Origin of the sequence: Kitasatospora sp. NBC_01539 (genome assembly GCF_045040525.1) — a bacterium.
In the GTDB taxonomy this organism is placed as follows: Bacteria; Actinomycetota; Actinomycetes; order Streptomycetales; family Streptomycetaceae; genus Kitasatospora.
Genome location: NZ_CP109390.1, coordinates 5,247,413 through 5,261,088, shown reverse-complemented (window position 1 = coordinate 5,261,088; position 13,676 = coordinate 5,247,413). Strand labels below are relative to the sequence as shown.

At 73.0% G+C, this 13,676-nt stretch carries 8 protein-coding genes; 3 read left to right on the top strand and 5 right to left on the bottom strand.

Annotated elements, in window-relative coordinates:
* Nucleotides 1-1,098, bottom strand: a complete 1,098-nt coding sequence (locus OG335_RS22825; RefSeq protein ID WP_405012978.1) for a glycosyltransferase family 2 protein — start codon at nucleotides 1,096-1,098, stop codon at nucleotides 1-3.
* A 359-nt stretch (nucleotides 1,099-1,457) separates the two neighbouring features.
* On the opposite strand from OG335_RS22825, the gene OG335_RS22820 reads away from it, so the two are divergent.
* The 3 genes from OG335_RS22820 (at nucleotide 1,458) to OG335_RS22810 (ending at nucleotide 9,348) form a co-directional block, all read left to right on the top strand.
* Nucleotides 1,458-5,006, top strand: a complete 3,549-nt coding sequence (locus OG335_RS22820) for a CDP-glycerol glycerophosphotransferase family protein (RefSeq protein ID WP_405012977.1) — start codon at nucleotides 1,458-1,460, stop codon at nucleotides 5,004-5,006.
* A 237-nt stretch (nucleotides 5,007-5,243) separates the two neighbouring features.
* Entirely contained in the window at nucleotides 5,244-7,703 is a 2,460-nt protein-coding gene (locus OG335_RS22815) for a CDP-glycerol glycerophosphotransferase family protein (protein WP_405012976.1), read from the top strand.
* 178 nt (nucleotides 7,704-7,881) lie between these two features.
* A complete protein-coding gene (locus OG335_RS22810; RefSeq protein ID WP_405012975.1) occupies nucleotides 7,882-9,348 on the top strand; it encodes a hypothetical protein in 1,467 nt (488 codons plus the stop codon).
* 18 nt (nucleotides 9,349-9,366) lie between these two features.
* On the opposite strand, the gene OG335_RS22805 is transcribed toward OG335_RS22810, so the two are convergent.
* The 4 genes from OG335_RS22805 to OG335_RS22790 all read right to left on the bottom strand — a co-directional run bounded on the left by OG335_RS22805 (nucleotide 9,367) and on the right by OG335_RS22790 (nucleotide 13,418).
* The gene (locus tag OG335_RS22805) at nucleotides 9,367-9,945 is read right to left on the bottom strand and encodes a 2'-5' RNA ligase family protein (protein ID WP_405012974.1); all 579 of its coding nucleotides are present in this window, start codon (nucleotides 9,943-9,945) and stop codon (nucleotides 9,367-9,369) included.
* A complete protein-coding gene (trpS, locus tag OG335_RS22800) occupies nucleotides 9,945-10,982 on the bottom strand; it encodes a tryptophan--tRNA ligase (RefSeq protein ID WP_405012973.1) in 1,038 nt (345 codons plus the stop codon). The genes OG335_RS22805 and trpS overlap by 1 nt, the downstream gene beginning before the upstream one ends.
* Nucleotides 10,983-11,012: 30 nt before the next feature.
* Nucleotides 11,013-12,326, bottom strand: coding sequence for a hemolysin family protein (locus OG335_RS22795; RefSeq protein WP_405012972.1), 1,314 nt, complete (start codon nucleotides 12,324-12,326; stop codon nucleotides 11,013-11,015).
* 99 nt (nucleotides 12,327-12,425) lie between these two features.
* Nucleotides 12,426-13,418, bottom strand: a complete 993-nt coding sequence (locus OG335_RS22790; RefSeq protein ID WP_405012971.1) for a malate dehydrogenase — start codon at nucleotides 13,416-13,418, stop codon at nucleotides 12,426-12,428.
* Nucleotides 13,419-13,676: the final 258 nt, after the last annotated feature.

Genomic DNA, 13,676 nt, shown 5'->3' with positions numbered 1-13,676 from the left:
TCAGGAGGCCGAGTCGGAGACCGTGTTCTCCTGGCGGCGGTCGGGCTGCTGGGCCGGGGTGACGTCGCGGGGGGCGGCGGCGGGCCGGACCCGCCGTGCCGCCCGGCCGGCGAGCTGCCGCGTCCGGGCGAGCGCCCGCACGCTCTGGTAGGTGAGGTAGCGGCCGTGGCTGAGCAGTTCGGTCCGGACGCCCTCGGCGCCGGCGGCCGGCCGGTAGCCGGAGGGGCGGAGCCGGGCGCAGTGCTCGGCGGCGCGGCGGAAGAACTCCCGGCGGTCGCCGGGCGGCACCCGGTCGGGCCGGCTGACGACCGTGTTGAGGTGGTGCACCATGCGGCCGAAGACGACGGGCCGCCAGCGGTCGAGGGCGGGGCGGCGGTCGAGGAAGGCGAAGACCAGGTCGTACTGGTCGAAGATGTCGAAGTGCTTGCGGCTGACGGTCGCGAGTATGTTCCCGCCCTGCTTGCGCTGGCGGTAGTGGAGGCCGACCAGGTCGAGCATGGTGATCCGGCCCGCGGCGAGCAGCGCCGGGAAGGTCCACGGCGTGTCCTCGTAGTACCCGGCGGGGAAGGTGAGGCCCTCGGCGTCGATCCAGTCCCGGCGGTAGGCCTTGTTCCAGACGACCATCAGCAGGTCGAGGAGGTCGGGGCGGTCGTCGAGGTCGAAGACGTCCGGGCCCGGGCGGGCGAAGACCGGGGCGGAGGCGGAGCGCACGACGCGGCCGTCCCAGTAGGTGCGGGCGTAGTCGTAGACGAGGACGTCCGGGTCGGCGCAGGCCGACAGGCGGTCCTCGACGGCCTGCAGCATGCCGGGGGTGAGGGTGTCGTCGCTGTCGAGGAAGATCACGTAGTCGCCGGTGGCGACCGCGAGGCCCGCGTTCCGGGCGCGGCCGAGGCCGACGTTGTCCACGAGGTGCAGCACGCGGACGCGCGGGTCGCGCTCGGCCACCGCGTCGAGGATCGCCGCGCAGCCGTCGGGCGAGCGGTCGTCGACGGCGATCAGTTCGAAGTCCGCGCACGACTGTGCGAGCACCGAGTCGAGACACTCGGCCAGGTACTCCTCGACCTGGTACACGGGGACGATCACACTGAAGCGGGGCATTTGCAGCTCATTCTAAGGGGGCGCTCAGCCGACCGTGATCTCCGGACGTCAGTGGACCGGTGACCGGCGCTCGGCCAGCGGCAGACTAGCCGCCGCAGCCCGGAGAGCGCATCCCCCACCGGCCGCGGGCCGGATCGGCCGTGGCCGTACGGTGCGGCGGGCCGGGCGCCGGGAGGACGCCTCCCTCCCGCCGCCGGAGGCCCCGGGCAGGATCCCCGGACCCGCCGAGCACGCGCCCGGGGATGCCGTTCCGCGCCGGAGCGGGACCGGGGGCGCACGAGCGGCGGACGGTAGGATCTCCGTACATCTGTGCCGATTCACCCGCGGCCGACGCCCCCGATGAAAGGCCCGCAACCCCGATGGCCCCTCGACTGTCCGTCGTCGTCCCGATCTACAACGTCGAGCGCTACCTCGAGGAATGCCTCGACTCCATCGCGGCCCAGACCTTCACGGACCTGGAGTGCGTGATGGTCGACGACGGCTCCAAGGACGGCAGCGCCGCGATCGCCGAGGCGTACGCCGCCAAGGACTCCCGCTTCCGGCTCGTCCGGCAGGAGAACAAGGGCCTCGGTGCGGCTCGCAACACCGGCTACCGCCACATCGCCGACGGCACGGAGTTCCTCGCGTTCGTCGACAGCGACGACACCCTGCCGCCCAGCGCGTACGAGCTGATGATCGGCACCCTGGAGGAGACCGGCTCGGACTTCTGCACCGGCAACGTGCAGCGCTTCCGCGCCGTCGGCTACTACCAGTCGGGCGGGCACCGCAAGCCGTTCAGGGAGACCCGGCTGCGGACGCACATCACCGAGATCCCCAGCCTGGTCACCGACCGCACCGCCTGGAACAAGGTCTACCGGCGCAGCTTCTTCGACGGCGCGGGCGTCCTCTACCCCGAGGGCATCCTCTACGAGGACGCCCCCGTCAGCGTGCCGCACCACTACCTCGCCACCAGTGTCGACGTGCTCTCCGAGCCGATCTACCACTGGCGCGAGCGCGAGGTCGGCGAGATGTCGATCACCCAGATGAAGACCAACCCCAAGGGCCTCGTCGACCGGGTCACCTCGATGGAGCTCGTCCGGGCCTGGCTGCTGGGGCAGACCGACCCGAAGTTCAAGCGCTACCTGCGCACCTACGACGAGAACAACCTCGTCGAGGAGATCCCGATGTTCTTCTGGTCCGTCCTCGACGGCGACAAGCCGTACCGGGACGCCTACCAGGAGTGCGTGGGCCGGCTGCTGCGGGCCATCGGCCCGGAGCAGATCCGCAAGCTGCGGGCACCGCTGCGCCTCAAGTACCACCTGACCCTGCAGGGCCGGATGGACGAGTTCGTCGAGCAGCTGAGCTTCGAGAAGGACAGCAACGGCGCCGCCCCGGCCCGCGGCCTGCTCCGTGCCTACGCCGACTACCCGTTCCTGCGCGGCGGCCGCAGGAGCGTGCCCGCCGACGTGCTGCGCCTCGACAACGCGCTCGTCATGCGCAGCCGCCTCTACGAGGCCTCGTGGGAGGACGGCCGGCTGCGGCTGACCGGGCACGCCTTCCCCGAGCACCTCGGCGTCGAGCACCGCACCGACATGGTGCGGGTGCTGGTGCTGCGCGAGGCCAAGGGCCGCCGGGTGCTGGCCCTGCCCGCCAAGGCGCAGTTCAGCCCCGAGGCGACCGCCAGCTCCCCGCACGACCTGTACAGCTGCGACTGGGCGGGCTTCTCCGCCGTGATCGACCCGAAGCGGCTCAAGCACCGCGGCAACTGGCGCGAGGGCTCCTGGCGGGTGCTCGTGGCCGGCGTCGGCAAGGGCGGCGTGTACAAGGGCCGGATCTCCGGCGGCTGGAGCGACACCGCCGAGTACCTGCCCACCCACTGGGTCGAGCAGGACGTCCGCGTCGTGCCGTGGCTCAAGGAGAACCACGTCAACCTGCGTGTCGAGAAGGTGCGGGCGAGGGTCTCGGCCGTCACCGCCGAGCGGGGCCGCGTCACCCTCACCGGCCGGGCCGTCTCCGGCATGGACCTCGCCGGGGCGCAGCTGCGGCTGCTGCACGTCGAGTCCGACCGCGACCTCCTCTTCCCGCTGGAGCTGACCGCGCCCGTCGGCCGCGAGGTGCCGTTCACCGCGACGTTCCCGGTGGTCGACCTGACCGCCGTCCGCGAGGCGTGGGACGCCCTCGACCCGCTCTCCGCCGAGCGCCTGCGCGACCGCTGGGACACCGAGCTGCGGCTCGCCGACGGCACCACCGTGCCCGTCGTCCTCGACGACCGCGAGAACCCCGAGCAGCTCGACCTGCCGATCGGGGCGGACACCCGGGCGCTGTACACGAAGGCCTCGCCCAGCGGGTACCTGCAGTTCAACGACCAGGTGCTGCAGCCCGTGATCGACGAGATCACCGCGGCCACCGGCACCGAGGGCTTCCTGGTCAGCGGCTCGTTCCCGCTCGCCGGCACGCACCGCTACGAGCTGGTGATCCGCCACAACTGGCGCGAGGAGGAGCACCGCTACCCGGTCGAGATCACCGACGGCCGGTTCCGTGCCGCCCTGCCGGCCGTGCCGACCGCGTCGTTCGCCGGCGACGTGCCGCTCGCGCAGGGCACCTGGGAGGTCTACTTCCGCCCCGACGGTGCCGACGCCACCGCCTTCTGGCCGACCGCGCTGCTCGCCACCGCCAGCCACACCACGCTCCCGCTGGAGGTCGAGGCCCGCGGCAAGCGGATCACCCTGGAGCGCCGCGACTTCGACCGGCTCTCGCTGGAGTCGCACCAGGACCTCCTGCCGGAGGAGCGCAGCGGTTACGGCCAGCGCAGGCTCCGCAGGGCGTTCCCCGACCTCCAGGCCCGGCCGCTGACCGACACCGTGCTGTACATCGGCCCGCTCGGCAGCCGGTACGCGGACTCGGCCCGTGCGATCCACGAGGAGCTCGTGCGCCGCGGGGCGCCGCTGCGCCACCTGTGGACCTCCGAGGACATGCAGGCCGACCTGCCGCAGACCGCGGAGCCGGTGCGCCAGTGGAGCCCGGAGTGGTTCGAGGCGCTCGCCACCGCGCGGTACGTGGTGACCGGCACGCACCTGCCGGAGTTCTTCACCCGCCGCGACGGCCAGACCGTGCTGCAGACCTGGCACGGCACGCCGCTGAAGCGGATCGGGCACGACTTCGAGAAGATCTGGTTCACCGACGCGGAGTACCTGAAGCACCTCGACCGGGAGGTGCCGCACTGGAGCCTGCTGGTCTCGCCGAACCGGTACTCCACGACCGCGCTACGGCGTGCCTTCCGCTACGAGGGCGAGGTCGTCGAGTCCGGTTACCCCCGCAACGACGTGCTCTTCGCGGCCGACCGCGAGAAGACCGCGGAGCGGGTGCGCGAGCGCCTCGGCCTGCCCGAGGGCAAGAAGGTGGTGCTGTACGCGCCGACGTTCCGCGAGGACCGGCGGCGCCCGCAGGACGGCTACCAGTTCGACCTGCGGCTCGACCTGGCGGCCGCCCGGGAGGCCCTCGGCGACGACCAGGTGCTGCTCGTCCGCACGCACGACATGGTGTGCGGGCAGGTCGCGGACGCCGGCAACGGCTACGTCTGGGACGTCTCCACCTACCCCGACGTGGCGGAGCTGCTGCTGGTCGCCGACGTGCTCGTCACCGACTACTCCTCGGTGATGTTCGACTTCGCGAACACGGGCCGGCCGATCCTCTTCTTCACGTACGACCTGGAGCACTACCGCGACAACCTGCGCGGTTTCAGCTTCGACTTCGAGGCCTCGGCGCCCGGTCCGCTGCTGGCCACCTCGGAGGCCCTGGTCGAGGCCCTCGGGCGGGTCGACCGGGTCGCGGCGGAGCACGCCGACGCGTACGCCGCGTTCCGCGAGGTGTACGGCGACCTCGACGACGGCCGGGCCGCGGCACGCGTCGCCGACGCGCTGCTGGGCTGAGCACGGCGGCGGCCGGGGGATCACCCGATCCCCCGGCCGCCGGTTCGGGCTCGACGGATCCGCTCCTCCCTGGGGAAATTCGCAGAAACTGCCGGTTGACCTGCGCGTCGGCAGCGGTGTGAGATGACATCCGCAGGTCCCGTCAGTGCCGTCGCCGCTCCCCCGGCCCTCCCCCAACCGACACGACGCGGGCCGCCGGCCCCACCTGGCCGACAGTGTCTCGGAGAGCCGTCCCAGATGACCACGACCACCGCCGCGCCCGCCGACGCCCGCACCGGGCCGACCCCGGACGCCGAGCCCGACCCCTCCCCCGTCTTCGGTGCCCGCGCGCTCCGCTGGACGGACGCCGGCCTGGAGATCACCGGCTTCGCGCATCCGGGCGACCGGAGCACCGGCAAGCTCGCCGCGGGGTTCACCTCCCTCGTCCTGGAAGCGGGCGGGCGGGCGCGTCCGCTGCGGGTCCGCACCCGGCAGGTGCACCTGCCGGAGGCGACCGACGAGAGCGGGCAGAGCCGCTTCAACCACGACTGGTCGGGCTTCACCGCCGTCGTGGACCCGCGGCGGCTGATGCGGCGCGGCGAGTGGCGCAACGGCACCTGGCGGGTCGGCGCCGTCCTGCGGGCGGGACTGCGCCGCCAGACGGGCCCGCTGGCCCCGCACTGGTGCGGGTCGGGCGAGTACCCGGTGCCGCAGTGGGTCGACCGCGACGTCCGGGTCGTGCCCCACTTCAACGACCGGGGGCTGCGCCTGCGGGTCGAGAACGTGCGGGCGCGGATCACCTCCGCCGCCGTCACGGACGCCGTCCTGCGGTTCGGCGGCCGGGCCGCCGCCCTTCCGGCGGACAGCGTGCTGCGGGTCCGCCACCGGGGGTCGGCGGCCGAGCTGGTGCTCGCCACCGCCCTCGCCGACGGCGCGTTCACCGCGGACCTGCCCCTCGCCGGGCTCACCGGCGACGGCCTCGGCACCGAGGAGTCGGAGCAGTGGGACGCCGAGTTCCTGCTGCCCGACGGCAGCACCGTCCGGGCGGTGCTCGACGACCGGGAGGGGCCGCTCGCCGCGCTGCACGACCTGCCCGGCACCGGCCGCGTCCTGCAGGTCAAGCAGCTCTCCGACGGGTACCTGCAGCTGTGCGTGCAGCGCAGCGGCGTCCTGGTCGAGGGCATCGCCCCGGCCGAGGGGGGTTTCGACCTCGCGGTACACGCCGTGCTGCCGGGCGACGGCCCGCTCGAACTGGTCCTGCGGCACGGGAACGGCACCGGTGAGGTCCGGCTGCCCGTCGCCCGGGCCGACCGCGCCACCGTGCACCTGCCGGCCTCCGTCCGGGCGTCCGACGGCGTCCCGCACCCGCTCCGGCAGGGTGTGTGGGACCTGCGGCTGCGGCCCGCCGGCGACCCGCAGGGCGAGCAGTCGCTGATGCTCGCGCCCGCCGCGATCACCGCCCTGCCCGTCTCCGTCGCGGCCGGCGGCGGCAAGCACGTCCTGCTGCAGCGCCGCTGGCACGACACGCTGGTCCTGGACTCCACCCCGGTGCTCGGCGCGGCCGAGCGCAGCGCGTACGCGCAGGAGCAGTTGCGGACGACCGGCTACCGGTCGGCCCGGGAGCGGCCGCTGCGCGACGCGGTGCTGTACGACGTCTTCGGCGGCCGCGGCTACGCGGACTCCCCGAAGGCCGTGCACGCCGAGCTGCTGCGGCGGGGTACGCCCGTGGAGCACCTGTGGGTGGTCGACGACGCGCAGGCCGAGGTGCCGGCGGGTGCCCGCGCGGTGCGGTCGCACAGCACCGAGTGGTACGAGGCGCTGGCGACCTGCCGCTACCTGGTGGGCAACACGCACTTCCCGGACTTCCTGGAGCGCCGCGAGGGCCAGGTGGTCGTGCAGACCTGGCACGGCTCGCTGCTGAAGCGGATCGCCCACGACGTCGACAACGCCTGGCTGGCCGACCACGGTTACCTGGAGGCGCTCGCCCGGGAGGTGCCGCAGTGGAGCGTGCTGGTCTCGCCGAGCTCCTTCGCGACGCCGGTGCTGCGGCGGGCGTTCCGCTACGAGGGCGAGGTGCTGGAGTCGGGTTACCCGCGCAACGACGTGCTCTCCGACGGCTCGGGTGCGGACGCCGTCCGGCGGCGGCTCGGGGTGCCGGACGGCAAGCGGATCGTGCTGTACGCGCCGACCTGGCGGGAGGACCAGCAGCGCGCCAACGGCGACGGCTTCGAGCTGGGCCTGCGGCTCGACGTGGCGGCCGCGCGGGCCGCGCTCGGCGACGACCACGTGCTGCTGGTGCGGCCGCACGCGCACGTCCGGGAGCCGCTGCCGGGCGCCGGCGACGGGTTCCTCTTCGACGTCGGCGACTACCCGGACGTCCAGGAGCTGCTGCTGGCCGCGGACGTGCTGGTGACCGACTACTCGTCGATCATGTTCGACTTCGCGATCACCGGCCGGCCGATCCTCTTCTTCACGTACGACCTGGAGCACTACCGGGACACGCTGCGCGGCTTCTACTTCGACTTCGAGGCCGAGGCGCCGGGGCCGCTCGTCCCGACCTCGGCGGAGCTGGTGGCGGCGCTGCGCGACGTGGCCGGGCCGGGCCGGGTCACGGCGGCGCACGCGGAGGCGTACGAGCGGTTCCGGGCGGTCCACTGCCACCTGGACGACGGTTCCGCCGCCGCCCGCGTGGTGGACCGGATGCTCGCGCTCGGCTGAGCCCGCGGCGACACGGCCGGCCGCACGGGCGTCCCCGGGTTCCGGCCCGGGCGCGCCCGTGGGGCGGCCCCGGCGGGACGCGGACCGTCCCGTACACCGGCCCCACCGCACCCGATCGGGAGTTCGGGTCCACGGGTAGGGTGGGCCCACCTCCGTCCCGGCGAATCTAGGCAGACCGATGACCGCACTTCTCGACGGCTCCAGGGCCGAGGATTGGGACCACGCACGGCACGCACGGCGCGTACCGGACCGCTGGCGGCTGCCGCTGGCCGTCGGGGCCGGGGTCCAGCTGGTGCTGCTGGTGTGGTGGGCCGCCTTCTCTCCCGGGCTGACCAGCTACGACTCCGCGGTGTACGTCTCCCAGGTGACCAGCGGGATCTGGACCTCGGAGCACTCGGTGGCGTACAACGCGCTGGTGTGGCTGGCCGTGCACCTGCCGGGCCGGCTCGCGGTGCTGACGCTGGCCCAGACGGTGCTGGCGTCCGCGGCGCTGGCCTACACCTGCGTCGCGATGCGCGGGCTGGGTGCCCGGGGCCGGTGGACGGCGCCGATCGCGCTGCTCCTGGCCGTGGCACCGCCGACCGGTGCGTTCGTGGTCTACATCTGGAAGGACGTGCCGTTCACGCTGTGCGCCGTCCTGGTCTTCGCGGCGTCGGTGCGACTGGTCGCCCGCAAGGCGGGGCGGATGGACTGGTGGATCCTCACGGCGGCGATGGTGGGCCTCGGCCTGTTCCGCAACAACGGCCTGGGCGTGGCGCTGATCGCCGGCCTGGCGCTGGCCGTCGCGATCCGCGGGCGGCGGGCGAGGCTCACCGTGCTGACGCTGTTCGCCGTCGGCGTGTCGCTGCTGTGCCAGCTGGCGGTCTACCCGGCGATCGGGATCAAGCAGCCCGCGAAGAGCTCGGTGTACTCGCTGAACTACCACGACGTGGCGGTGGCGTACGCCGCCCAGCCCGCGCTCTTCAGCGCGGCCGACCGGCGGGTGATGGCCCAGGTCACCCCGCTGGAGGACTGGACGCGGGGCGGCGGCAACTGCTTCGTCTCCGACCAGCTGGTGCTGGCCTGGAACTTCGACCGGCCGGCCGCCGAGCGCGTCAACGACCGGCTGATGGCGATCTGGACGAAGATCGCGAAGCAGCGCCCCGACCTGATCATGAACGCGCGGATCTGCCGCGGCCACATCGCGTGGGCCCCGTTCCCCGGCCCCGCCGAGAAGAACGCGTACACCTGGATCGGCGACCCGGCGCCGGCCCCGAAGGACCTGTACGGCGTCGCCGCCGCCGGCCAGCCGATGGCGTCCAACCCGAACCGCACCGCGGTGTACGCCCACCCGGTCTCGACCAAGCTCCGGCACGCCGCGGTGTTCTGGTACAACGCCGCCAAGACCAGGCAGCTCGACTGGATCCTCTTCCGCGGCGCGACCTGGTGCTACCTCGGCTACGCGGCGATCGTGCTCTTCGCCCGCGGCCGCCGGATGCGGTCGGCGTACGCGCTGGCCGGCGTCATGGTCGGCTTCCAGCTGACCGTGCTCGCGGCCAACCCGGCACCGCTGTACCGCTACATGGTGGCGCCGCTCTTCATCGCGCCGTTCTGCCTGGCGCTGATCCCGGCCCGCCGCTCGCGAGCCGGGGAACGCCGCGCCTGACCCGCGCCCCCGGCGCGGCTACCCGCCGAACGGGTAGCCGCGCCAGGGCCGCCAGACCTCGTCCGGACCGAACCGGGAGAGCCCGAACCCGGGCACGGTGAACTCCGCCGAGAAGCCGCGCGCCTTCTCGTACGCCTCGTCGAGGACGTCCTCGGCGAGGTCGTGCGCGACGGTGACGTGCGGGTGGTACGGGAAGGCGAGCTCACGGGCCAGCGGCCCGGAACGGACCGCCGCCTCCAGCGCGCGGCACTCCTGCGCACCGCCCTCCACCCGGACGAACACCACCGGCGAGACCGGCCGGAACGTGCCGCTGCCCTGGAGCAGCATCGGGAACGGCCTGTGCACGGCCGCGACCGCCAGCAGGTGCGCCTCGATCTCCGGCAGCAGCGCCGCCGGCACCTCGGTCGGCGGCAGCAGGGTCACGTGGGTGGGTATGGACCGGGCGCGCGGGTCGCCGTGGGCCGCGCGGGCGTCCTGGATCTCCGTGCCGTACGGGTCCGGGACGGATATCGACACGCCGATGGTGACGGTCTCCGGGAGCTCCGTGAGCCCCGGGAGACCGCCGCCGTCGGGAACGGGTCCGGCCGTCTGCCGCATCAGCGCTTGGGCACCAGGAAGCCGATGCGGTCGTAGACCGTGGCGAGCGTCTCGGACGCCACCTCGCGGGCCTTCTCGGCGCCGAGGCCCAGCACCCGGTCGAGCTCCGCCGGGTCGTCCAGGTAGCCCTGGGTGCGGGCCTGGAACGGCGTGACCCACTCGGTGAACAGCTCGGCCAGCTCGGTCTTGAGCGCGCCGTACATCCGGCCCTCGAAGTGCTCCACCAGCGCGTCGATCGACTGCCCGCTCAGCGCGGAGTGGATGCGCAGCAGGTTGGAGACGCCGGCCTTCTCCTCCTCGTCGTACGAGACGACGGTGCCGGTGTCGGTGACGGCGCTCTTGAACTTCTTCGCGCTGGCCCTGGGGTCGTCCAGCAGGTTGACCAGGCCCTTGGTGGAGGAGGCCGACTTGCTCATCTTGGCCGTCGGGTCCTGGAGGTCCAGGATCTTGGCGGTCTCCTTGAGGATGTACGGCTTCGGCAGGGTGAAGGTGGGGGCGTAGCGGCTGTTGAAGCGCTCCGCGAGGTCGCGGGTGAGCTCCAGGTGCTGGCGCTGGTCCTCGCCGACGGGCACGAGGTCGGCCTGGTAGAGGAGGATGTCGGCGATCTGGAGGATCGGGTAGGTGAAGAGGCCGACGGTGGTGCGGTCGCTGCCCTGCTTGGACGACTTGTCCTTGAACTGGGTCATCCGGGAGGCCTCGCCGAAGCCGGTGAGGCAGTTCATCACCCAGCCGAGCTGCGCGTGCTCGGGCACGTGGGACTGGACGAAGAGCGTGCAGCGCTCCGGGTCGAGGCCGGCGCCGAGCAGCTGGGCCGCGGAGATCCGGGTGTTCTGCCGGAGCTGCGCGGGGTCCTGCTCGACGGTGATCGCGTGGAGGTCGACCACCATGTAGAAGGCGTCGTTGGCGTCCTGCAGGGCGACCCACTGCTGGACGGCACCGAGGTAGTTGCCGAGGTGGAACGAGCCCGAGGTGGGCTGGATCCCGGAGAGCACCCGGGGACGATCCTTGACCGGACCTGCGACCGCTGCATTGACCATGCGGGCCATTGTTCCAGTTTCACCGACCACTCAGGAAACATCTTCCGCGTGAGCTTCGACCGGTGTGACGGCACTCACCCGGATCCGCTCGATCCGGCGCCCGTCGAGCTTCGCCACGGTCAGCAGGACACCGCCGCCGGTGGCCACCTGGTCGCCCGGCTCGGGCAGCCGGCCCAGCTCGCGGACGAGGAAGCCGGCGACCGTCTCGTACGGGCCCTCGGGCAGCACGACGCCGGTCTCGCCGGTGAAGTCGGCGAGGTTGAGCAGGCCGTCGAGCTCCATGCCGCCGCCCGCGAGGCGGCGGGTGGCGGTGGTGTCGAGGGCGTCGTACTCGTCGCGGATCTCGCCGATGACCTCCTCGACGAGGTCCTCCAGGGTGACGATGCCCGCGGTGCCGCCGTACTCGTCGACGACGATGGCCAGGTGGTGGCCCTCGCGCCGCATCTCGCCCATCGCCTCCAGCACCCGCTTGGTGGCGGGCAGCAGCTTGACCGGGCGGGTCAGTTCGCGCACCCGCACCGCCTGCACGCCGCGCGCGCCGTAGAGGTCGCGGACGTGCACGAAGCCGGTCACCGCGTCGTACGAGCCCTCGACGACCGGGTAGCGGGAGTGCGGGGCGGAGTCGGTCTCCGGCCGGACCTCGGAGACGAGGCGCTCGGCGTCGAGGAAGGTCACCTCGGTGCGCGGCTTCATCACCTCGCGCAGCTGGCGCTCGCCCGCCGCGAAGACGTCGTTGATCAGTGCCCGCTCGTCGCTGCCGAGCTCGGTGTTGGCGGCGACCAGGCCGCGCAGCTCCTCGGAGCTCATCGAGCCGCGGCCGGCCGCCGGATCGCCGCCGAACAGCCGGACCATGAGGTTGGTGGAGTGGCCGAGCAGCCAGATCACCGGCCGCAGCACCATCGACATGACGTCGACCACGGGTGCGGCGAGCACCGCGATGGAGTCGGCGCGCTGCAGGCCGATGCGCTTGGGGGTGAGCTCGCCGAGGACGAGCGAGGCGTAGCTGATGACCAGGGTGAGGACGACCAGGGCGACGGCGTCGGCGACCCCCGCGGACAGGCCGAGGCCGACGAAGAGCGGCGCGACCTTGCCGGCGAGGGTGTCGGCGCCGAAGGCCGCGGAGAGGAACCCCATGCAGGTCACCCCGACCTGCACGGCCGCCAGGAAGCGGTTCGGGTCGGCGGCGAGGTGCGCGGCGCGGGCCGCCCGCCGGGTGCCGACGGATTCGAGGGCGCGGATCTGGCCCTCGCGGAGCGAGATCAGGGAGATCTCGGCGACGTTGAAGAGTCCGCCCAGCATGATGAAGACGAGGACGAGCGCGGCGTCCCCGAGAGTTTCTGCCACGGCCCGAGTGTAGAAGCCGTGGCGACGCGGAACGGCCGGGCGCCCCCGGGGGGCGTCCGGCCGTCGTTGCCGCTGCGGCGGCGCGGGTCGTGCGTCGGCTCAGATGAGGCCGAGCTCGGCGACCGCGTCGCGCTCCTCGGCGAGCTCCTGGACGGACGCGTCGATGCGGGCGCGCGAGAAGTCGGAGAGCTCCAGGCCCTGGACGATCTCGAACGAGCCGTTCGCGGTGGTGACCGGGAACGAGGAGATCAGGCCCTCCGGCACGCCGTACGAGCCGTCGGAGACGATGCCCATGGACGTCCAGTCGCCGGCCGCGGTGCCGTTGACCCAGGTGTACACGTGGTCGATGGCGGCGTTGGCGGCCGACGCGGCGGAGGAGGCGCCGCGGACCTCGATGATGGCCGCACCGCGCTTGGCGACGGTCGGGATGAAGTCGTTCTCGACCCAGGCCTGGTCGGAGCCGGTGGCCTCGAAGCCGCTCTTGCCGGCGATCTCGGCCTGGAAGAGGTCGGGGTACTGGGTGGCGGAGTGGTTGCCCCAGATGGTGACCTTCTTGACGTCCTCGACGGTGACGCCGGCCTTCTTCGCCAGCTGCGCGACGGCGCGGTTGTGGTCGAGGCGGGTCATCGCGGTGAAGCGCTCGGCCGGCACGTCGGGCGCGTTGCGCTGCGCGATGAGGGCGTTGGTGTTGGCCGGGTTGCCGACGACGAGCACCTTGATGTCGTCCGCGGCGTTGTCGTTGATGGCCTTGCCCTGGGGGCCGAAGATGCCGCCGTTGGCCTGCAGCAGGTCACCGCGCTCCATGCCGGCGGTGCGCGGGCGGGCACCGACGAGGAGGCCGACGTTCGCGCCCTCGAAGGCGGTCGCGGCGGAGTCGGTGATGGTGATGTTGCGCAGCAGCGGGAAGGCGCAGTCGTCGAGCTCCATGGCGACGCCCTCGGCGGCCTTGAGGCCCTGCGGGATCTCCAGGAGGCGGAGGTTCACCGGCACGTCGGCGCCGAGCAGGTGGCCCGAGGCGATGCGGAAGAGCAGCGCGTAGCCGATCTGGCCGGCTGCTCCGGTGACGGTGACGTTGACGGGGGTGCGAGTCATTTCTACCTACTCCAGCAAATCGCCAGGTGCCCCAGGCACGTCGTCGGCGCACTGGAGCCGAGGATAATCTCTCGATATCGAGAGACCTGCGTCAGGTTATCGCAAAGGCAAGCGTATGCCTCCCGCCCGGACGTGGCTGATGCGTCACACAGTGTGCGACCCCCGCGGCGGCTGCCGCCGAGGGGCCGCACACGGCGGCGTCCGGGCGGCCGCCCGGGCGTGGCGGCCGCCCGGACGGGCCCGTCGGCCTGCGGCCGC